This window comes from Nocardia arizonensis (assembly GCF_001310275.1).
Taxonomy (GTDB): Bacteria; Actinomycetota; Actinomycetes; order Mycobacteriales; family Mycobacteriaceae; genus Nocardia; species Nocardia arizonensis.
In genome coordinates, this window is the sequence record NZ_LGYZ01000078.1 from 121,533 (window position 1) to 141,802 (window position 20,270).

18 protein-coding genes and 1 riboswitch are annotated in these 20,270 nt (G+C 67.3%); of the genes, 10 read left to right on the forward strand and 8 right to left on the reverse strand.

Features of this window, described 5'->3' with window-relative positions; genetic code table 11:
- Positions 1-66 precede the first annotated feature (66 nt).
- From APZ21_RS15190 to gcvP, 7 genes are all read left to right on the forward strand, one after another.
- Positions 67-702, forward strand: a complete 636-nt coding sequence (locus tag APZ21_RS15190) for a CDP-alcohol phosphatidyltransferase family protein (RefSeq protein WP_239476640.1) — start codon at positions 67-69, stop codon at positions 700-702.
- A 76-nt stretch (positions 703-778) separates the two neighbouring features.
- Positions 779-1,177, forward strand: coding sequence for a glycine cleavage system protein GcvH (gene gcvH / locus APZ21_RS15195; protein ID WP_054813950.1), 399 nt, complete (start codon positions 779-781; stop codon positions 1,175-1,177).
- A gap of 165 nt (positions 1,178-1,342) precedes the next feature.
- A complete protein-coding gene (gene garA / locus APZ21_RS15200; protein WP_054813951.1) occupies positions 1,343-1,828 on the forward strand; it encodes a glycogen accumulation regulator GarA in 486 nt (161 codons plus the stop codon).
- 70 nt (positions 1,829-1,898) lie between these two features.
- Positions 1,899-2,696, forward strand: coding sequence for a transcriptional regulator FtsR (gene ftsR / locus APZ21_RS15205; protein WP_156371085.1), 798 nt, complete (start codon positions 1,899-1,901; stop codon positions 2,694-2,696).
- A gap of 204 nt (positions 2,697-2,900) precedes the next feature.
- Positions 2,901-3,374: a bifunctional nuclease family protein gene (locus tag APZ21_RS15210; RefSeq protein ID WP_054813952.1), complete on the forward strand. Its 474-nt coding sequence runs from the start codon at positions 2,901-2,903 to the stop codon at positions 3,372-3,374.
- Between the two features lie 216 nt (positions 3,375-3,590).
- On the forward strand, positions 3,591-4,148 hold the full coding sequence (locus tag APZ21_RS15215; RefSeq protein WP_054813953.1) for a MerR family transcriptional regulator: 558 nt from the start codon (positions 3,591-3,593) through the stop codon (positions 4,146-4,148).
- A 144-nt stretch (positions 4,149-4,292) separates the two neighbouring features.
- Positions 4,293-4,393: riboswitch (glycine riboswitch) on the forward strand.
- Positions 4,394-4,536: 143 nt separating this feature from the next.
- A complete protein-coding gene (gene gcvP, locus APZ21_RS15220; protein WP_082393125.1) occupies positions 4,537-7,365 on the forward strand; it encodes an aminomethyl-transferring glycine dehydrogenase in 2,829 nt (942 codons plus the stop codon).
- A gap of 7 nt (positions 7,366-7,372) precedes the next feature.
- Here gcvP and APZ21_RS15225 read toward each other — a convergent pair whose 3' ends face one another.
- The 5 genes from APZ21_RS15225 to APZ21_RS15245 all read right to left on the reverse strand — a co-directional run bounded on the left by APZ21_RS15225 (position 7,373) and on the right by APZ21_RS15245 (position 12,459).
- Positions 7,373-9,049, reverse strand: a complete 1,677-nt coding sequence (locus tag APZ21_RS15225) for a VWA domain-containing protein (protein ID WP_082393126.1) — start codon at positions 9,047-9,049, stop codon at positions 7,373-7,375.
- 93 nt (positions 9,050-9,142) lie between these two features.
- Positions 9,143-9,388, reverse strand: a complete 246-nt coding sequence (locus tag APZ21_RS15230) for a WhiB family transcriptional regulator (RefSeq protein ID WP_054813956.1) — start codon at positions 9,386-9,388, stop codon at positions 9,143-9,145.
- 21 nt (positions 9,389-9,409) lie between these two features.
- A complete protein-coding gene (locus APZ21_RS15235) occupies positions 9,410-9,952 on the reverse strand; it encodes an HNH endonuclease (protein ID WP_054813983.1) in 543 nt (180 codons plus the stop codon).
- 589 nt (positions 9,953-10,541) lie between these two features.
- Positions 10,542-11,066, reverse strand: a complete 525-nt coding sequence (locus APZ21_RS15240; protein WP_054813957.1) for a DM13 domain-containing protein — start codon at positions 11,064-11,066, stop codon at positions 10,542-10,544.
- A 235-nt stretch (positions 11,067-11,301) separates the two neighbouring features.
- Positions 11,302-12,459 (reverse strand): acyl-CoA dehydrogenase family protein, encoded by a 1,158-nt coding sequence (locus APZ21_RS15245; protein WP_054813958.1) that lies wholly within the window; start codon positions 12,457-12,459, stop codon positions 11,302-11,304.
- A 90-nt stretch (positions 12,460-12,549) separates the two neighbouring features.
- Here APZ21_RS15245 and APZ21_RS15250 point away from each other — a divergent pair, with 90 nt between their 5' ends.
- On the forward strand, positions 12,550-13,245 hold the full coding sequence (locus tag APZ21_RS15250; RefSeq protein ID WP_054813959.1) for a winged helix-turn-helix transcriptional regulator: 696 nt from the start codon (positions 12,550-12,552) through the stop codon (positions 13,243-13,245).
- A 37-nt stretch (positions 13,246-13,282) separates the two neighbouring features.
- On the opposite strand, the gene APZ21_RS15255 is transcribed toward APZ21_RS15250, so the two are convergent.
- Genes APZ21_RS15255 through APZ21_RS15265 form a run of 3 tightly spaced genes read right to left on the reverse strand, consistent with a single transcriptional unit; the run spans position 13,283 to position 15,950 of the window.
- Complete coding sequence (locus APZ21_RS15255; protein WP_054813960.1) at positions 13,283-14,572, reverse strand: acyl-CoA dehydrogenase family protein; 1,290 nt, start codon at positions 14,570-14,572, stop codon at positions 13,283-13,285.
- A 2-nt stretch (positions 14,573-14,574) separates the two neighbouring features.
- Positions 14,575-15,213, reverse strand: a complete 639-nt coding sequence (locus APZ21_RS15260) for a TetR/AcrR family transcriptional regulator (RefSeq protein ID WP_054813961.1) — start codon at positions 15,211-15,213, stop codon at positions 14,575-14,577.
- Positions 15,210-15,950, reverse strand: a complete 741-nt coding sequence (locus APZ21_RS15265) for an SDR family NAD(P)-dependent oxidoreductase (RefSeq protein ID WP_082393133.1) — start codon at positions 15,948-15,950, stop codon at positions 15,210-15,212. Before APZ21_RS15265 ends, APZ21_RS15260 begins: the two co-directional genes overlap by 4 nt.
- Before the next feature lie 339 nt (positions 15,951-16,289).
- Here APZ21_RS15265 and APZ21_RS15270 point away from each other — a divergent pair, with 339 nt between their 5' ends.
- The gene (locus tag APZ21_RS15270) at positions 16,290-18,467 is read left to right on the forward strand and encodes a malate synthase G (protein ID WP_054813962.1); all 2,178 of its coding nucleotides are present in this window, start codon (positions 16,290-16,292) and stop codon (positions 18,465-18,467) included.
- Positions 18,468-19,781: 1,314 nt separating this feature from the next.
- Entirely contained in the window at positions 19,782-19,985 is a 204-nt protein-coding gene (locus APZ21_RS36320) for a hypothetical protein (RefSeq protein ID WP_156371084.1), read from the forward strand.
- Positions 19,986-20,270: the final 285 nt, after the last annotated feature.

Genomic DNA, 20,270 nt, shown 5'->3' on the forward strand with positions numbered 1-20,270 from the left:
CCGCATCTCGCCGTTTCGGCGTGCCCGGATGGCGGCGCGCGGGGGCGGTGCGGTATGCACGGGTCTGTGACAAGCGAATCCGGGACGAACGAATCCGGGACCGGGGGCCTGCGGGCCGTGTTCGCCGACCGCGTACTCACCGTCCCCAATGCACTGAGTGTGGTCCGGCTGCTCGGCGTACCCCTGTTCCTGTGGTTGCTGCTGGTCGAACACGCCGACGGCTGGGCCTTCGCGCTGCTGGTCGCCAGCGGGGTCACCGATTTCCTTGACGGCAAACTGGCCCGGCTGCTCGACCAGTCCTCGCGACTCGGCGCGCTGCTCGACCCGTTCGTGGACCGGCTGTATCTGGTCACCACCCTGCTCGCCTTCGTCCTGCGCGGGCTTATCCCGTGGTGGGTCGCGGTCATCCTGGTCGGTCGGGATCTGGTGCTGACCCTGACCCTCGGCATCTACCGGCGCCGCGAACTCGAGCCTCCCGAGGTGATCTATCTGGGCAAGGCGGCCACCTTCGCGCTCATGTCGGCACTGCCATGGTTGCTGGCCGGGCAGATGGACTGGCCGCTGAGCGGACTCGGTCGGGCCTTCGGCGCGGCCCTGCTCATCTGGGGTACCGCGGTCTACGTCTGGACCGGCGCGCTGTACCTGGGCAAGGCGGTCGCGGTGGCCCGCGCGATACCGGCTGTGCCACACCGACGCCCATAGCGGAGACGTCGGGTCGGACCGGTCGGGGGCTCTCGAATAGAGTTGCGGACAACCTCGACGAAGAAAGGACGGCCTCGTGACCCAGACCCCCGAGGATCTGCGCTACACCGAGGAGCACGAATGGGTGCGCCGGCTCGGCCCGACGACGGTCCGTGTCGGCATCACCGACTACGCCCAGTCACAGCTCGGTGACGTCGTGTTCGTCCAACTGCCGCAGGCCGACACCGATGTCGTCGCCGGCGACGGTATCGCCGAGGTGGAGTCGACCAAGAGCGTCTCCGACATCTACGCCCCGCTGACCGCGAAAGTCGTTGCGGTGAACGAGGAATTGGCACAGTCACCGGAGACGTTGAACGCGGACCCCTACGGTGACGGTTGGCTGTTCGATCTGGAGGTCGGTGACGCCGCCGACCTCGAAAAGTCCCTCGGTGAACTGCTCGATGCCGCAGGTTATCAAGGAGTTATCGGGGGCTGAGCCGGCCTTCCCGGTTCTACCTGCACGGGCACGCCCCGGCAGGGTACGGTCAATGCCAACAGACGTCCGGCGGTCGATGCCGGTGTTCCGATCGACACGACGCATCGTGTCGGTGAAGGCATCACCTGCTTGCATGGATAATCAGGTTCGAGGAGGAGAGAAACGGTGAGCGAGAACAAAGACCCGGGTTACCAGGAGACCGCGGCCGAGACGACGTCGGTCTTCCGCGCGGATTTCCTGAACGAGGTCGAGGCGTCGCGCTCCGTAGAGCCGACCGGCGAACAGCCGGTTCAAGGGGTCGAGGGTCTGCCTGTCGGCGCGGCCCTCTTGGTCGTCAAGCGGGGCCCGAACGCGGGCTCGCGCTTCCTGCTGGATCAGCCGACCACATCGGCCGGTCGCCACCCCGACAGTGACATCTTTCTCGACGACGTCACCGTCAGCCGTCGCCACGCCGAGTTCCGGCAGGACGACGACACCTTCCAGGTGGTGGATGTGGGCAGCCTGAACGGTACCTATGTGAACCGGGAGCCGGTGGACTCCTCGGAGTTGCAGAACGGCGACGAAGTACAGATCGGGAAATTCCGGCTCGTCTTCCTGACCGGACCGCGCGCGCAGGTCAGCGAGCCGTCGGCGGGTGCGGGCAGCCTATGAGAAGGACGGCGCCGTCGACCATGAAGGATTCGGCGCTGTGACGGGCGCGGCGCAGTGGGCGCGCGGAGGCATGTCGATCGGCTCCGTACTCGACCTGCTGCGCCCCGATTTCCCGGACGTCACCATTTCCAAGATCAGATTCCTCGAGGCGGAGGGTCTGATCAGGCCGGAGCGGACTCCCTCCGGATATCGCAGGTTCTCGCACGCCGATTGCGAGCGGCTGCGCTTCGTGCTGACCGCGCAACGGGATCAGTACCTGCCGCTGAAGGTGATCAAGGAGCAGTTGGAGGCGATCGACAGCGGTGCGGCCACCTTGGGCGTGCGCGAGGCGCGGGCCCGTGCCGTCTCGGGTCGGCACGGCGCGGAACCCGGGCCGGTCGCCGAACCCGCCGACGAACCGACGGGTCGTTCCGCTCGGGTTGCGGGTTCGGCCGCGCCCCGTAGGCTCGGTGTCGTGCCCGGTGAGGTCTCACCCGACGAACTGCGCTTCGACCACGAAATCCGGCTCACCCGTGCGGATCTGCTCGAGCAGGCCGAGATCGACGAGAAGTTCCTCAACGATCTGATCCGGGCGAACCTGATCACCCCCGGCGCCGCGGGCTTCTTCGACGCGGAGTCGGTGACGCTGGCCAGAACCGCGCGGGCCATGGCCGAATTCGGCTTGGAGGCACGGCATTTGCGGGCCTTCAAACTGGCCGCCGATCGCGAGGCCGCCCTGGTCGCGCAGATCGCCGCGCCGATCGCCAAGAGCCGCGACGCCGGCGCACGGGCGCGCGCGGAGGAGACGGTGCGCGAACTCGCGGCGCTGTCGCTGACGCTGCACACCTGTCTGGTCAAGGCATCGGTGCGCGGTTCGCTCGGCGGCTAGAGCCCGCTCTCGATCCGGCGCTTCGGCGCGGACCCTTCGTCCCGGGGTCGCCGCCGCGGCGCCGCTGGTATCCCACGGCGGCAACGCGCCGGTTTCGGCTGTGCACACCGATCGCAGCACCCCCGCCGATTCGCTTAGACTCGGTGGTACGGCAAGCTCCGCAGCGGTCATGCCGGGCGGTCGGCGAGTATGGGAGGCAGTGCGATGAGTGAGATGCGCGTAATCGGCATTCGTGTCGAGCAGCCGCAGAATCAGCCCGTGCTCTTGCTGCGCGAGATGTCGGGGGACCGATACCTGCCGATCTGGATCGGACAGGCGGAGGCCACGGCGATCGTGCTCGAACAAGAGGGGGTGACTCCGATCCGGCCGCTGACCCACGATCTGATCAAGGTTCTGATCTCCGAACTCGGGCACACGCTCAAAGAGGTGCGGATCGTCGACCTGCAAGAGGGCACCTTCTACGCGGACCTGGTCTTCGAGAACGAACTCACGATCTCGGCCCGCCCCTCCGATTCGATCGCCATCGCCCTGCGGGTGGGTTGCCCCATCTACGCCGAGGAGGCGGTCCTCGACGAGGCGGGCCTGGTCATGCCCGACGAGCGCGAGGACGAGGTGGAGAAGTTCAAGGAGTTCCTGGAGTCGGTCTCCCCGGACGACTTCAAGGCCACCGATAGCTGACCGGTATCGCCGATCTCTCGCTCTGAACTACAAGTCGAGACTTTTACCGCGCGTCGCGTTTGGATCGATGCTGCCGCTCCCGGGAGAATCAGGGGAGTAACCTCGATAGTTGGGCCGGCTATGTCGCGGCGGTGAACGCGGTCACGGCGGTAGGTGGTCATCACGGAGCCGGGTCATCGTGTATGACAAGGCGTCGGCGAAGCAAGGGAGTGGTCAGTGGCAGAGCAATCGCAGGATGTGGTACAGCCTGGCCTGTTCCCGGATGATTCGGTGCCCGACGATCTAGTGGGCTATCGCGTCCCCAGTGCATGTCAGGTGGCCGGAATCACCTACCGGCAGCTCGACTACTGGGCGCGCACGGGGCTGGTGGTGCCCTCGATACGCGGTGCGGCGGGATCGGGCAGCCAGCGGCTGTACTCGTTCAAGGACATCCTCGTCCTCAAGATCGTCAAACGCCTGCTGGACGCCGGGATCTCGTTGCAGAACATCAGGATCGCAGTCGACCATCTGCGCAGTCGCGGTGTCCAGGACCTCGCGGGCATCACCCTGTTCTCGGACGGTACCTCGGTCTACGAGTGCGCCTCGCCCGAAGAGGTCGTCGATTTACTGCAGGGCGGCCAGGGTGTGTTCGGCATCGCGGTCAGCGGCGCCATGCGCGAGTTGACCGGGGCGATCGCCAACTTCCCCGCCGAGCGCGCCTCCGCCGCCACCGAGCGGCCCGAGGACGAACTCGCCTATCGCCGCAAGGCGCGGATGAACGCCAAGACCGGCTAGTTCCGCCTCGGCCGTCCCGGCGGTGACCGGGACGGCGCTCGCGGTGCCGGCTGCGTCATGCGCCGTCGCGCCGTCGAGTGACGAGGGCGACACGGATTCGATGCCGTGGTTCGGCGTGCACACCGCCTAGACTGGGCGGTGCGTCGCCGCCGTGCGGGAGAGTTCCGGTCTCGAAACGAGTCCGGGCGCCGAAGGAGCAGCACCTCCCCGTCAATCTCTCAGGCAACCGGGACCGTACGGGCTTCGACGTCTCTGGAAAGTGGTGGCCCGCGCCGCCCGCCCATGGGGAAAGGGATGACGCCTCCCGAATCTCTCAGGCTCCACGACAGAGGGGGAGGGCTGGTACCCGTCGACCGTGCCGGTCGATCCGCCCGACCTTGGAGCTGCCGTGACTCGTTCCTTCGCCGACCGCCACATCGGACCGGATCGCGACGAACTCGCCCGGATACTGCCGGTCGTCGGCGTGGGATCACTCGATGAACTAGCGGTCGCCGCATTGCCCGCGAGCATTCTCGACGACTCCCTGACCCCGTTGGCCGGATTGCCGCCCGCCGCGAGTGAACACGAGGTACTCGCCGAACTCGCCGCGCTCGCCCAGGCGAACACCGTCGCGACCTCGATGATCGGCCTCGGCTACTACGACACCCTGACCCCGCCGGTGCTGGTGCGCAACCTGCTGGAGAATCCGGCCTGGTACACCGCCTACACCCCCTATCAGCCCGAGATCAGCCAGGGCCGTCTCGAGGCGCTGCTGAACTTCCAGACGATGGTGTCGGATCTGACCGGGATGGAAGTGGCCAACGCGTCGATGCTGGACGAGGCCACCGCCGCGGCCGAGGCCATGACGCTGCTGCGGCGGGCCTGCCGCGGCGAGTCCACGCGACTGCTCGTCGACGCCGACCTCTTCCCACAGACCAGGACGGTGCTGAACACGCGCGCCGAACCGCTCGGCATCGAGATCGTGACGGCGGACCTGTCCGGCGGTGCACTGCCCGAGGGAGACTTCTTCGGGGTGCTGATGCAGACGCCCGGCGCGTCCGGGCGCATCGTGGACTTGACCTCGGTGATCGAGGCCGCGCACGAGCGCGGCGCACTCGTCGCGGTCGGTGCGGACCTGCTCGCCGCGACCCTGCTGACCCCGCCCGGTGAACAGGGCGCCGACGTCTGCTTCGGCACCACCCAGCGCTTCGGCGTGCCCATGGGCTTCGGCGGTCCGCACGCGGGCTACCTCGCGGTGCGGCAGGACTACGCCCGGCAGCTGCCGGGCCGGTTGGTCGGGGTCTCGGTGGACGCCGACGGCGCTCCCGCCTACCGGCTCGCCTTGCAGACCCGTGAACAGCACATCCGTCGTGAGCGGGCCACCTCGAACATCTGCACCGCGCAGGTGCTGCTCGCCATCGTCGCCGCCATGTACGCCGGCTATCACGGGGCCGACGGCCTGCGCGCCATCGCGCGTCGCGTGCACGCGCACGCGACGGCCGTGGCCGAGGGCCTCGACGGCGCGGTCGTGCACGCCCGATTCTTCGACACCGTGCTCGCGCGCGTGCCCGGCGGCGCGGAAGCCGTTGTGGCGAAGGCGAAGTCACGCGGCATCAACCTGCGACTGGTCGACGCCGACCACGTGGGCATCGCCTGTGACGAGGCCACCACCGACGCGCACGTCGCGGCCGTCATCGAATCCTTCGGCACCGCGGGCTCGCCCGAGATCGGCAACGGTTCGGGCGGTGAAGGCGCCGTGGCCGCGATCGAGACGCGGACCTCGGAATTCCTGACCCACCCCGCGTTCGTCGGTCATCGCACCGAGACCGCCATGCTGCGCTACCTGCGTGCGCTCTCGGACAAGGATATCGCGTTGGATCGCAGCATGATTCCGCTCGGGTCGTGCACCATGAAGCTCAACGCCGCCGCGGAGATGGAGGCGATCACCTGGCCCGGATTCGCCCGTCTGCATCCGTTCGCACCGGCCGACGACGCCTCGGGCATTCTGAAAATCGTTGCGGACCTGGAGAACTGGCTGTGCGATATCACCGGATACGATTCGGTGAGCCTCCAGCCGAACGCGGGCAGCCAGGGCGAGTACGCCGGTCTGCTGGCCATCCGTCGCTACCACCTCGACCGCGGCGCTGCCCACCGCGACACCTGCCTGATCCCGTCGAGCGCGCACGGCACCAATGCCGCCTCCGCCGCCATGGCGGGCATGCGGGTCGAGGTGGTGCGCTGTCGCGACAACGGCGACGTCGACCTCGACGATCTGCGCGCCAAGATCGCCGATCACGCCGAACGCCTGGCCTGCGTCATGATCACCTACCCTTCCACCCACGGCGTCTACGAACACGAGGTCGCCGACCTGTGCGCACTGGTGCACGAGGCGGGCGGACAGGTCTATGTTGACGGCGCCAATCTGAACGCGCTGGTCGGTCTGGCCCGGCCCGGACATTTCGGCGGCGACGTCAGCCATCTGAACCTGCACAAGACCTTCTGCATCCCGCACGGTGGCGGCGGTCCAGGTGTCGGACCGGTCGCGGTGCGGTCGCACCTGGCGCGGTATCTGCCCGGCGACCCGCGCGAAGCCGGCTCGCACGCGGTGTCGGCGGCGAACTACGGTTCCGCCTCGATTCTGCCGATCACCTGGGCCTATATCCGCATGATGGGCGCCGACGGGCTGCGCCGGGCGACGCTGTCGGCGATCGCCTCGGCCAACTACATCGCGCGCAGGCTCGACGAGTACTTCCCCGTCCTCTACACCGGCGAGAACGGCATGGTCGCTCACGAGTGCATCCTGGACCTGCGCGAGATCACCAAGCGCACCGGCGTCACCGTCGACGATGTCGCCAAGCGCCTGGCCGATTACGGATTCCACGCGCCGACCATGAGTTTCCCGGTGGCGGGCACGCTCATGGTCGAGCCGACCGAGAGCGAGAACCTCGCCGAACTCGACGAGTTCGTCGAGGCCATGATCGCCATCCGCGCCGAGATCGACCAGGTCGCCGCCGGTGTCTGGCCGATCACCGACAATCCGTTGCGCGGCGCACCGCACACCGCGGCCTGCCTGGTGCGGGAATGGGAACACCCCTACAGCCGCGAAATCGCGGTCTACCCGCGCGGCACGGCGCATTCGCGGCCCAAGGTGTGGCCTCCGGTGCGGCGGGTCGACGGCGCATACGGCGACCGGAACCTGGTGTGCACCTGCCCGCCGCCCTCGGCCTACGCCGACTGACCGCCGGTCACGGATTCGTCAGCGCCCGCACCACGGCCCCCGCGAAGGTCAGATTGTCGGTGTCGGGGACCTTCGTGTAGGAGCCGCCGGTCTGGTCGGCCAGATCCTGCAAGGTCTGGGTGCCCGCGCCGCCGATGACGATGATGTCGATGCGCACCGGCTCGGTCTTGTCGGTCGCGGCGGCGATATCGGCGAGCAGTTTCGCGCCGGTCACCGACGAATCGTCGTCGGGGCCGTCGGTGATCAGCAGCAGTGAATTCGTGCGACGGTCGGCGTAGTCGGCGCGCGCGGCGCGGTAGGCGGCGAGCAGGGTCGGGTAGGCCTGATCGGTCTTCGTGTCGGTCGCGCGCACCGAGCCCAGTGCGGTGTCGAGGGCGGAGCGCTGGGTGTTGGACAGCGGCGCGGTCGGGGTGACCACCTTGTACGGCTTGGCGCCGTCGAGATTCTTACCGAAGGTCCAGACGCCCAGTCCGAAATCCGGCGGCATGACATTGAGCGTGGAACGCAGCGCGCCGAGGCTGTTGGACAGGCGGGTGCCCGACCCGTCGGAGGTCGACATGGACGACGAGACGTCCAACAGGACCGTGGACTGCACGCCGAGCACCGGATGCGCGAGGGTGCCCGCGACCTTCACCAGCGCGTCACGGGAGGCGCCCGGGGCCGACGCGGGCGACGCGGGCGCGAATCCCGCGTCGGCGAAGACCGCCGCGTGCTCCGGTGCGCGCAGATAATCGGCGAAAACGCCCGCGATGAGATTCTGGGTCTGATCCACCCACGACCCCGACATGATCGCGGCCGGATGGTCGGCGACGGGTGCCGAGCCCGCCGGGCGATAGGCGACGACACCCATATGCGCGCTCAGTTGCTGCTCGGTAGCGGCTACGGCGTGCACGGTGGCATCCGCCGGCCGGGGCGCGATGGCGATGGCGTCGAGCGCGGCATTGGTGTCGGCGGATTCGGGCGCCCCCGCGGCCAAGCCCGACACCGCGGACACCACCTGCCCGGAACCGGCCGCCTGGACGGTCAGCGGATCGACGCCGGAGATGGTCGCGCCGACCGCGGTCGCGGCGGCAAGGGTGGCATCGGTGGGCGGCATGGCCATGCGCAGACCGTCCCAACCGGACAGACCGAGAACGTCGAGCGAACCCTGTTGCAGATTGGGCAGATCACCCCAGCCGACCTTCGCCGCGTCCAGGGCCATGCGCAGCGGTTCGGCCACCGCGAGCACGACGGGGCTGGTGGCGACCGAGATCGGATCACCCTCGATGAGTCCGGGCACCCGCGCGGCCTCCACCGATCGCGACGAGGCCGGAACCCACAGCGCGGGTTGCGGACCGAGCTCGCCGTCCCAGGCGCCGCCCGCCGCGAAACCCGCGACCATCGCCGCCGAGGACTTCGCGGTGACCCGCACCTTCGCGCAATGGTCGCGCACCCGCGGCTCGGCGGCGTTGTACTGTTCGGCGAGCGTGCGCACCGGCGCGGCGATATCGGGATCGACGGTCACGTCGAGGATCGACTCGCCCTCGACGCATTCGGAGGCCGCCGCGCTGTCCCGGTTGGCGGCGCGGTCGGAGAACTGGAACCACGCGAAGACCGCCGCCACCGCGAGTACGAGTACCACCGCTGCGATAACCGGACCTTTGCTGACGCCTCGGGACCTGGTTCCGCTGCGATGTGTGCCCACGGGGGTCAGTGTATGGTCACCGCGTATTCGCCCGTGCGCCGAGGTCGGTGTCGAACGGTGTCGGACACCGACCCCGGCGAACTGTGTCCGCGATCATTCGCGGATCAAACGCCCCCGGTCGAATTCGTGCCCGCCCCAGACGCCGGACTGCCCGGTGTCGGAAGCGAATTCACGGCACTGCACGCGGATCGGGCAGCTCGCGCAGATCCTTCGCGCATAGTCGAAGTCCTGCGAAGGGTACGGGAACCACGCTTCGTGATTCGGGTCACCACGGCACGCGGCCCGGTGCCACCCATCGCTGTCGGAGAGCGGCAGCAGTTCGACGAGTTGTACGGTCATGGATCCGCTCCTCTCGCGGCATCAGGTGGCCAATCGCTTCCAGATCCGCCGCTGGCGCTTGGCCAGCGGGTCGGGGGCCTTCGGTTGCCACAGCAACCGCATCCCCGCCTCCTCGGGCGTGCGGTCGGCCTTGGCCGTATTGCACGGCGCGCAGCAGGCGACCAGATTGGCCCAGGTATTCGGCCCGCCGCGGCTGCGCGGACGGATGTGGTCGACCGTGTGCGCCCAACTCGCGCAATACCCGCATCGGTTCTTGTCCCGGCGCAGGACACCGGCCAGGGTGGCGCGGGACTCGTCGCCCACCAACGCGGCATGCTCGATGAACACGTAGCGCAGCAAGCGGATGGTGTCGGGCAGCGCGATCTCGAGCCGCATGGACCGAATGGGGAAATACGGCTCGCGGTCGACGACCGACTCCGCGGCGCCACTGGTCAACAGCACCACCGCCCGATCCGCACCGATCTCGTCGAGCGTCTCGTAGGAGGCGTTCAACACCAGTACACCGGTGTGTATCCAATTATCCGTGGTCAATGCCATCCGGTCGGTGGCATGGCGCGACGTCATGGGGCTCACCATGTTTCGTGGAAGAGAGCGGAAAGGGCTTCGGTCAGCGACCGGTCAGGAGGCGGCCGGATTCGCTGTCGGCTACGGATATCGGCATGGGATTGCGCGACTGCACGGGCCACCTCCTCTCCTGATGCTCGGGAACGCCCACCGATCGGGCGGTTCGGCTGTCGAAACTCATGGTGGCACAGAGAAGGTCGGGTTGTCGGCTGGTTTTTTCGGTGCGGTTCGACGTGTGGGTCGGGGTGCCGGTGTTACCGGCGAGAGATCGCGGGGACGGTGCGCTGTGGGCGCCGGAGGCGGGACGGGTCTTCCCAGGGATCGGAGGAATCGTCGGGGCGGGTTCGCCAGGGTTGATCGGGAGCCGGATGTCGGCGTCCATGGGGTAACCGTGGCGTGGGTTCGCGGGGAATGGCCGGTACGCGGGCGGCACGAACTCGGGGATGGTGTACCGGTGTCCATCGGCCGCACCTCGTGGCCGCGAACGGTCGTCGGTCGGCTCGCTCCGGGCGGGGTCGGGTCGGGTGGGAACGGCGCGGTGCGCCTCGTGGCGGAGACGAGGTGCCGGGTTCCCGGTTGCTGCGGGAATTCAGATCGGCCGCAGGGCGGCGGCGCCGAAGGAGACGTGGAAGCGTTCGCACCACAGCGACACCGTGCCGAAACGGGTCATGTCGACGTCGCCGGGGACGGGGTAGTTCTGATTGCCCTTGTTGCCCTTCATCTTTCCCAGATCCACGTGTTCGCCGTCATCGAGGTTCGTCCAGCTGTCGGTGACGGGCTGATCGGTCAGCCAGACGTGGACGTCGGGACCGTCGGAGGTGTCCAGTTCCTCCAGGCGCAGCACCGACGAGCCGTCCGCGAGACGCAGGACCACCACCGCGCCGACCGTGTGGTGCTCGTGTGAGACGAACTCGCCGCGGGAAGTCGGCAGCGGGGGGACGACCGGATCGCCGCCGGGCGAGGAGATGACGGTGGGCGCCGCGTCGTCGACGGTGGTGTCGGTGAACAATTTCCACGGTTGGAAGGCCACGAGCGCGACGCCGAATCCGACCGCGAGTGCCGTGACCGCGATCCAGATGATCGGAGAACGAAAGACCCGGCTCGAGGACACCATGCCGAAATACTACGGCCGATCGCGGATCGCGCAGCGGTGAACCTCGGTTCCCGCCTCACGGATTGCGCCCCGCCGTACCGTACCCGAGGGACTCGTTCCACGGAAGTGCCGTGGACTTCCCGCGATACACCGTCCAACCCGAACCGTACGCGGACGAGGGCGGTAGACCGACACGGTTCGCGGCCGCGAGACACCAGGGGCCGCGAACCCCGCGGCGCCGGAGGCGCCGCCAGAATTACAGCACTCCGTATCCCAGGGCGACCCGGCCGGTGAAGAGGGTTTGCTTGGCGCGGGGGAGGGGGTGGAACAGGCTGCCGTGTATGTCGCGGTAACGCATCTCCAGTTCGCAGGTGCGCGAATAGCCGAGACCGCCGACCAACTCGATGGCCAGCCGGACTGCTTCGATGAGATGTTGTGTGGCAACGGTTTTGCGGCTGAGCGTACGGGCGGCGTGTGCGTCGGTGTTGGCGAAGCCGAGGTTGTCCGAACCGGCGAACATGGCGGTCACCAGGTCTTCGGCGGTGGTGTGGGCGTTGGCCATCTCACCCGCGAGTTGGAACAGGTGGATGTCGGTGCGGCCCGCGACCAGGGCGGTGGCCAGGTCGACCGCTTCGTCGGCGATACCGAGGTAGGCGGCCATGACCAGGGGCATGGCGGCGCCGATCACCACGTTCAGCAGGGGCGGCCACAGGTCGGCGGGGCGGATCAGGGAGATCGCGGCCTCGGGGACGAAGACGTCCTCCAGGATCACGGTGTGGGAACCGCTGGCGCGCAGACCCATTGTGTCCCAGGTCTTCTCGATGCGCACGCCGGGTGCGGACAGGGGGACGGCGCAGTGCAGGACCTGCGGACCGCCGGGGGCCTCGTCCCAGCGAATGCTGGTGACCAGGACGGTGCCGATCTCACAGCCGCTGGCGGGCGACTTGCGGGCGCTCACCCGGAAGCCACCCTCGACCTGTTCGGCGCGGCCGCTCGAGCTGACCCAGTCCGAGGCGCCGGTGCTGACCAGGATGGCGCCCGCCGCGACCTTCTCGAACACGCCGCGGGCGTCCGCGCCGTGCAGATGTCGCCAGACCTGGGTGGCGACCAGGTGCGAATGCATGGCGAAGGCCACTGCGGTGGAAGGGTCGTGGCGGCCGAGTTCGCGCAGGACCGCGCCCATCTCCTCGTGGCTCGCGCCGCCGCCGCCGAATTCGGCGGGGACGAGCGCGGCGACCAGTCCGCTCTCGCGCAGACTGTCGAAGGCGGCGGTGTCGATCTCGCCGGTGCGGTCGCGTTCGGCGACGCCGGGGCGAAGGGTTTCGCCGATGCGGCGGGCTTCGGCGATCCGGTCTTCGCGGGTGCGGATCGTGGTGGTGGTGATGGTGCCGGTGGGCAGTGCGGAAGTCGTCATGTTTCGAAGCTACGAACGCCCGCGATAACCGAATAGTCCAGAAAGTGGACCGAACCGGTTCGGAAAGTGGACCCAGCCCCGGAGGTTATCGTGTCGGAGACGAACCAGAGCTACGGCCAGTACTGTCCCATTTCGCGCGCGCTCGATGTCCTGGGCGACCGCTGGTCGTTGCTCATCCTGCGCGACCTGTTCATCGGCTCGACCCGTTTCAACGATCTCGCGCGCGGTCTGCCGGGACTCTCCCGCAGTCTGCTCACCAAAAGGCTGCGACAGTTCGAACGCGCGGGTCTGGTGGAGAAGATCTACGGCGACTATCTGCTGACCGAGGCAGGCCGCGACCTCGAACCCATCCTGTTCGGGCTCGGAGCGTGGGGCGCGCGCTGGACCTTCGGCGAACCCGATCCGGCCGAACTCGACGCCGACCTGCTGGTCTGGTGGATGCACACCAGACTGGACACCTCGTCGTTTCCGGGTCGCAGGCAGGTACTGGCCGTACGCTTCACCGACGACATCCGCCGCTACTGGATCGTGGTCGAACGCGGCGACCCGTCGGTGTGCACCACCGACCCGGGCTATCCGGTGGACGTCACCATCACCTCCGATGTGGCCTCCCTGTATCAGGTGTGGCTTGGCCGCATCCCGCTCTCGCACGCCCAGCGCACCGGGCGCGTGAGCTTCGCGGGGCCGCCCGCGCTGACCCGGCGCATGTCGGAGGTGCTGCGGTTGAGCCCGGTCGCGCCATTCGCCGAACAGGTACCGGAGGAATTGGCGCGGGTGAGCGCGTGAGGGCCCGGTTCGCGAACGACGGACCGGGCCCGGTCGCTCAGAGGTTGCCGACCACGTGTTCGAGGCGGCGCGCGACCAGTTCGCGCGCCTTGTCGCGCAGGACGGGACGGTAGCCGCTGGGATACACCGGATCGCCGGGCGCGTAGGTCTTGAGGACCTCCTTGGCGAGGGTGATCTTGTGCACCTCGGTTGGACCGTCGGCCAGTCCCATGACCTCGGAGTAGTTCAGCATGTCGACGAAGGGCAGATCCTGGCTGACGCCGATGGCGCCGTGCAGGTGCAGTGCGCGCTGGGCGATGTCGTGCATCACCTTCGGCATGGCGACCTTGATGGCGGCGATGTCCTTGCGGACCGCGAGATAGTCCTGCTCCTTGTCGATGCGCCACGCCGTACGCAGCACGAGCAGCCGGAACTGCTCCATCTCGATCCAGCTGTCGGCGATCTTCTCCTGTGTCATCTGGAGAGCGCCGAGTGCGCCCTTGCGCATCTGGCGCGACACCGCGCGCTCGCACATCATGTCGAATGCCTTGCGCACCAAGGCGACCGTGCGCATGGCGTGGTGGACGCGGCCGCCGCCGAGACGGGTCTGGGCCACGAGGAAGCCCATGCCCTCCTCGCCGAGCAGGTGGTCGGCGGGCACCCGCACGTCGGTGAACCGCAGATGTCCTTCGGACTCGCTGAATCCGGCGACCTCGAAGTTCTTCACGATCTCGAGTCCGGGCGCGTCGGCGGGCACGATGAACATCGACATCCCCCGGTACGGGCTGACGTCGGGATCGGTGACCACCATGACGATGTGGAAGGCGGCGAACTGGGCGTTGGAGTTGAACCACTTCTCGCCGTTGATGACCCAGTGGTCACCATCGCGCACGGCGCGCGTCCTGAACAGCGTGGGATCGGACCCGCCGGTGGGTTCGGTCATGACGTAACACGAGCCGATATCACCGTCGAGCAGCGGCTGGAGGTACTTCCGCTTCTGTTCCGGCGTGCCGTAATGGGCGAGGATTTCGGCATTGCCGGAATCCGGTGCCTGGCAACCGAATACCGATGGCGCCCACACCGAGGTGCCGAGCACCTCGTTCAACAGACCGAGTTTGAGCTGACCGTAGCCGGGGCCGCCGAGTTCGGGCCCGAGATGGCAGGCCCACAGCCCCTGCTCCTTGACCTGGGCCTTGAGCGGGCCCATGAGCGCCATCGCCTCCTTGTCGGTGCGGTCGTACGGATTCGGATAGAGCAGGTCGAGTGGTTCGACCTCGGTGCGGACGAATTCCGCGGCCCAGTCCAGCTTGCGCTGGAACTCCGTATCGGTTTCGAAATCCCAAGCCATGATCAACCTTTCGTATCGGGCGTGGTGACGATGCCGTCGAGTACGGTGGCCGCCAGGATGGCGGCGATCTCACCGGGGGAGCGGCCGCCGTGCGGGCGGTACCAGAAGGTCACGGTGTTGAGCATGCCGAGGACGCCGTTGGTGACCACGTGATCGTCGGTGCGCAGCAGACCGGCGGCGTGGCCTGCGTCGATCACCCGTTGCCAGCAGTGCTGTAGCCGGTCGCGCAGGATTTGCAGTTCGGCGGCGCGGTCGCCGGTCAGCGCGGTGACGTCGCGCAATTGGATCGCGACCGCCCTGCGGTGTTCGATGATGAGGCCGACGTGGCTGTCGATGAGGCGGCGCAGTTTGGTGACCGGGTCCTCGGGCGCGTCGGCGATGGTCTCGGCGTCGACGAGCATGAGCTGGGTGTAGTCACGCAGGATCTGCCAGAGCAGTTCCTCCTTCGAACCGATGTGGTAGTACAGCGCGCCGCGTCGCACGTCGGCGCGGTCGCCGATCTCGGCCACCCCGGTGCCGTGGAATCCCTTCTCCGCGAACAACTCCACCGCCGCCGCCACGATGCGGCCGCGGGTGTCGTCCGCGGTGGACTCGGAGGCGGGCGGGCGTCCGCGGCGACGCGCGGGCGCGGTCTCGGTCACCGCCAGCCACCGTCGACGGCGAGGGTGGCGCCGGTGCAGAAGGCGGATGCCTGAGTGGCGAAGAACAGTGCCGCGCCGACGATCTCGTTCGGCGCCCCGACCCGGCGCATGGCGTTGTGCTCGGCGAGTTCGGTGCGCATCGCCTCGGGCCATGCCTTGGCGATATCGGTCTCGAAGGGGCCGCACTGGATGGTGTTGACCCGCACCGTCGGCGCGAAGGTCTGCGCCAGACCGCCGGTGAGCGCGTTCAAGCCCGCCTTGGCGGCCGCGTAGGGCACGGCGAACGGTTCCGGGCGCGTCGCCTCCAACGAGGAGATATTGATGATCGAGCCGCCGCCCGCCGCGGCCATTCGGGTCCCGACGAGCGCCGACAGGCGGAACGGCCCCTTCAGGTTCACCCCGATGACCTTGTCGAACAATGCCTCCGACACCTGGTCCAGACTCGGGTACAGCGGGGACAGTCCGGCATTGTTGACCAGGACGTCGACCCGGCCGAATTCGGCGTAGACGGTCTCGACCAGCGCGTCGCACTGCTCCCACACGCTGACGTTGCACGCCACCGGCAGCGCCCGCACCCCGTGCCGGTCGCGCACCCGATCGGCCAGTGCCGCGCAATCGTCGAATTTTCGGCTGGCGACGACCACGTCGGCGCCCGCGGCGGCGAAGGCGAGCACCATCTCGCGGCCGAGACCCCGGCTGCCCCCGGTCACCACGACGACCTTGTCGGTGAGCGACACCTGAACTCCTGTCTGCTCGTCCTGCCGCACCGCCGGCGCACCACCGATGCGACGCGACGGGTGCGACGCCACGGGTGCGGCGCGGATCACAAGTTAATGTTCCGATCAGTACATTAAATCGGCGAGCCGATAGGATCAAGGGACAGTTCGGTCAACCGCCGACAACCGTGCGACTCGCCGCCGGGTGACACCCGGGAACCGGCGCGGCCGACGAGAATGTGCCTGCTGCGCGCCGCACCCGACGCGCGCTCGAACAACCCGTCGCACGATGCGAGAACTACCGATGGGTAACATTGATCCCGTCTTTTCACACCGGCTTTCTCAAAAGTGAGGCAGTAGATGACAGAGCGGATTCAGGTCGGCGGGCTCCAGGTGGCACGCGTTCTCCACGAGTTCATCGAGAACGAGGCACTTCCCGGCACCGGCGTGGATTCCGCCGCGTTCTGGGCGGGCGCCGAGGGTGTCATCGACGATCTGGCGCCGCGCAACCGCGCCCTGCTGGCCGAGCGCGACGAGATCCAGGGCAAGCTGGACGCCTGGCATGCCGAACACCGCGGCGCGAACTACGACAAGGCCGCCTACAAGAACTATCTGACCGAGATCGGATACCTACGGCCCGAACCGGCCGCGTTCGGTATCTCCACGCAGAACGTGGACGACGAGATCGCGACCACCGCTGGTCCGCAGTTGGTGGTGCCCGTGATGAACGCCCGTTTCGCGATCAACGCCGCCAACGCGCGCTGGGGTTCGCTCTACGACGCGCTCTACGGCACCGACGCCATACCGGAGACCGGCGGCGCCGAGCGGGGCCGCGGCTACAACAAGGTGCGCGGTGACAAGGTCATCGAGTGGGCGCGCAACTTCCTCGACGACGCGGTCACCCTCATCACCGGATCGCATATCGGCTCCACCTCCTACACCATCGTCGACGGTGAACTCGAGGTCGGTCTCGAGGACGGCACCAGCATCGGCCTGGCCGACGCCTCCCAGCTCGTCGGATATCTGGGCGAACCGGATGCCCCGACCTCGATCCTGCTGAAGCACAACGGTCTGCACATCGAGATCCAGCTCGATCCCGATTCGCCGATCGGCAGCACCGACACCGCGGGCGTCAAGGATGTCGTGCTGGAGTCCGCCGTCACCACGATCATGGATTTCGAGGATTCGGTGGCCGCGGTCGACGCCGAGGACAAGGTGCTCTGCTACCGCAACTGGCTCGGCCTGATGAAGGGCGACCTGGCCGAAGAGGTCACCAAGGGCGGCGAGACCTTCACCCGGACCATGAACCCGGACCGGGTCTACACCGCGCTCGACGGCGGCGAACTCGTCCTGCACGGCCGTTCGCTGCTGTTCGTGCGCAATGTCGGCCACCTCATGACCTCCGAGGCCATCCTCGACGCCGAGGGCAACGAGGTGCCCGAGGGCATCATGGACGGCCTGGTCACCTCGCTGATCGCCATGCACTCCCTCGCGGACGACGCCGCGCTGAGGAACAGCCGCACCGGATCGGTCTACATCGTGAAGCCGAAGATGCACGGTCCCGACGAGGTCGCCTTCACCGTCGAACTGTTCGGCCGGATCGAGGACGTCCTCGGCTTGCCGCGCAACACCCTCAAGGTCGGCATCATGGACGAGGAGCGGCGCACCACGGTCAACCTCGCGGCCTGCATCGCCGCCGCGGCCGAGCGCGTGGTGTTCATCAACACCGGGTTCCTGGACCGCACCGGTGACGAGATCCACACCTCCATGGAAGCCGGGCCGATGGTCCGCAAGGCGGACATGAAGTCGCAGCGCTGGATCCTGTCCTACGAGGACTGGAACGTCGACAACGGCATCGCCGCCGGTCTGCCCGGCAAGGCGCAGATCGGCAAGGGCATGTGGGCCATGCCGGATCTGATGGCCGACATGCTGGCGCAGAAGATCGGTCATCCGAGGGCGGGCGCGAACACCGCGTGGGTGCCATCGCCCACCGCGGCTACCCTGCACGCCACGCACTACCACCTGGTGGACGTGTTCCAGCGGCAGGCCGAGATCGCCAAGGGCGGCAGGCGCGCGAGCGTGGACGACATCCTCGAGATCCCGTTGGCGGCCGAGCCGAACTGGAGCGCCGAGGACAAGCGCCAAGAACTCGACAACAACTCCCAGAGCATCCTCGGTTACGTCGTGCGGTGGATCGACCAGGGGGTCGGCTGCTCGAAGGTGCCAGACATCAAGGACGTCGCGCTCATGGAAGACCGTGCGACCCTGCGTATTTCGAGTCAGCTCATGGCGAACTGGCTGCGCCACGGGGTGGTCAGCGCCGAGGAGGTGCAAGCGAGTCTCGAGCGCATGGCCCCGGTGGTCGACAAGCAGAACGACGGTGATCCCGACTACCGTCCGATGGCCACCGATTTCGCGGGCAGCGTCGCGTTCCAGGCGGCCCGCGAACTGATCTTCGAGGGCACAGTCCAGCCCAACGGCTACACCGAGCCGATCCTGCACCGGCGGCGGCGGGAAGCCAAGGCCAAGTACCTGTGAGTGATGTTCGGTGATCGAAAAGTAGCTTCTGACAGCTCTTTTCGACTCGAGGCCCCGCACGTGGAACACCGGTGCGGGGCCTCTGTTATCACCGGAGATCAGCCCGAATACCGGCCCGTCACGCTCAAAACGGTCACAAAAACGGTCACACGCGGAGAGGCAGTTGGTGTCAGAAAGTGATGCCTTTACCAGCGGAGATGACTGCCACCCTCCTTGGTGAGTGCGGGTCATGGCGTGCGGACACCTAGTGTCGGTCGGACAGTGGACAAGGCCGACCGAAGCTTCGCGTTGGTTATGGGTCCGGCGCTGTCGACCCACGCCCAGCGGTCTGCGTAGACCGAGACGGTGCAAGCGGGGTTCGACCGGGCGGGAGGGACTGAAGAAGGCCACCTCGTCGACACTGGCTGACGACAAATCCGCGCGCTTGGCTGAGGCGAAGAACCCGGCCGGGAATCGCGGCACATTGTTTCATGAGCCGGGTTGTTTCACGAGCCGGACCAGACAGGTCCGCCTTGGTTCTTTCTGGGGCAGCATGAATGAAATCTGAACTACTCAATAGGCAACGATGGCGAACAGGATTGCACTCGCCAAAGCGATCTTGAATATCTCGTCATCTTCCGCGACAACTAATGCCGCGAATAGGTCCTGGGCATGTGGGCGCCAATCGAGTACAAGATGATGCAACCACCGATCCGACTATGGCCTAAATTACATGCCCGACTTTGCGAAAACGGGGACATCACCTTCTCATACGTGCGGGGCCACCGTATTTGATCCTGCGACTACTTGACACAGGTTCAAGTCGCCCCAATCGATCCCGACGCGCCTCATCAACCCTGGGCAAAAGCATATTTCGGCGAAGCCTGGCGCTGGAGGAGCCCCATCGGATCCGGACATTTCCCGTCGAAAGTGTGAGATTTTGGTGAGATGGATCGAATCGGCTCCACGGTCGACATCTCCATCTGGGCGTCACAAGGTTCACTGCTTCGGCTCCGTGTCTGACCCCGGTAGAACTCAGTAAGTCGGCCCGGCAGCACAGGCGCGATCTTGGGTGGCAGCTCACGTGGTCGACCGTTGCGGCGTGTCGCCGACACGACCCGCCGACCGATCCAGCACGGCAGCTATCTTCTGGCAAACTTGACTGAGTTTCCGACCCTTCCGGTGCGGTGTTCGCGTGTACGGCTTGGATAGCGGGTTCGTTGGGCGCGCGGCGTGGGGGATCATGTCGCGAGGGGGATACATCCGCTAACCACACGGATCGACCTGCGGAAATGATCTGACCAGAGAGGCGGGCTGCTGCGGCTCACTGACCGCGTGGCTCAAAACGCCGGGATCCCGATCCGTAAACCCCGAACAGCCCAGGTTTCCGGGCCGACCAGCGATGAGATCCCCGAGCAAGAAGCCGCCCGACTGCGAGCCGAACTCGCCCAGGTCAAGGCCGAGAAGACCAAGCTCGAGACCGAGCGAGACATACTCCGGTCGGCGGCCGAATATTTTGCCGGGGAGACGCGCTGGTGACCCGCTTCCAGTTCGTCGCCGACCACTCCGACACCTTCGAGGTGAAGCGGTTGTGCCGGGTCGTGCAGGTCGCCCGATCGTCGTACTACGCCGCCACCGCACCACCATCGCCGAGCCAGCCGACACCCCGCCTGCTGACCTGGTGTGCCGGGATTTCACCGCGACCGCGCCGAACACCAGATACGTCGGTGACATCACCTGCCTGCCCTGCGGAGAAGGCGAGTTCTTGTACTCGGCCATTCTGTGGAATCTGAAATGTCTTGTTTATGGTGGTTTTTCGGGGGT

What these genes read in the sequence shown, in the direction of transcription:
- APZ21_RS15255 (WP_054813960.1), bottom strand. Translation starts at nt 14,572, where the DNA reads ATGGCTTGGGATTTCGAAACCGATACGGAGTTCCAGCGCAAGCTGGAC.
- APZ21_RS15230 (WP_054813956.1), bottom strand. Translation starts at nt 9,388, where the DNA reads ATGACCGTACAACTCGTCGAACTGCTGCCGCTCTCCGACAGCGATGGG.
- APZ21_RS15235 (WP_054813983.1), bottom strand. Translation starts at nt 9,952, where the DNA reads ATGACGTCGCGCCATGCCACCGACCGGATGGCATTGACCACGGATAAT.
- APZ21_RS15210 (WP_054813952.1), top strand. Translation starts at nt 2,901, where the DNA reads ATGAGTGAGATGCGCGTAATCGGCATTCGTGTCGAGCAGCCGCAGAAT.
- APZ21_RS15270 (WP_054813962.1), top strand. Translation starts at nt 16,290, where the DNA reads ATGACAGAGCGGATTCAGGTCGGCGGGCTCCAGGTGGCACGCGTTCTC.
- APZ21_RS15245 (WP_054813958.1), bottom strand. Translation starts at nt 12,459, where the DNA reads ATGACGACTTCCGCACTGCCCACCGGCACCATCACCACCACCACGATC.
- APZ21_RS15240 (WP_054813957.1), bottom strand. Translation starts at nt 11,066, where the DNA reads ATGGTGTCCTCGAGCCGGGTCTTTCGTTCTCCGATCATCTGGATCGCG.
- ftsR (WP_156371085.1), top strand. Translation starts at nt 1,899, where the DNA reads ATGTCGATCGGCTCCGTACTCGACCTGCTGCGCCCCGATTTCCCGGAC.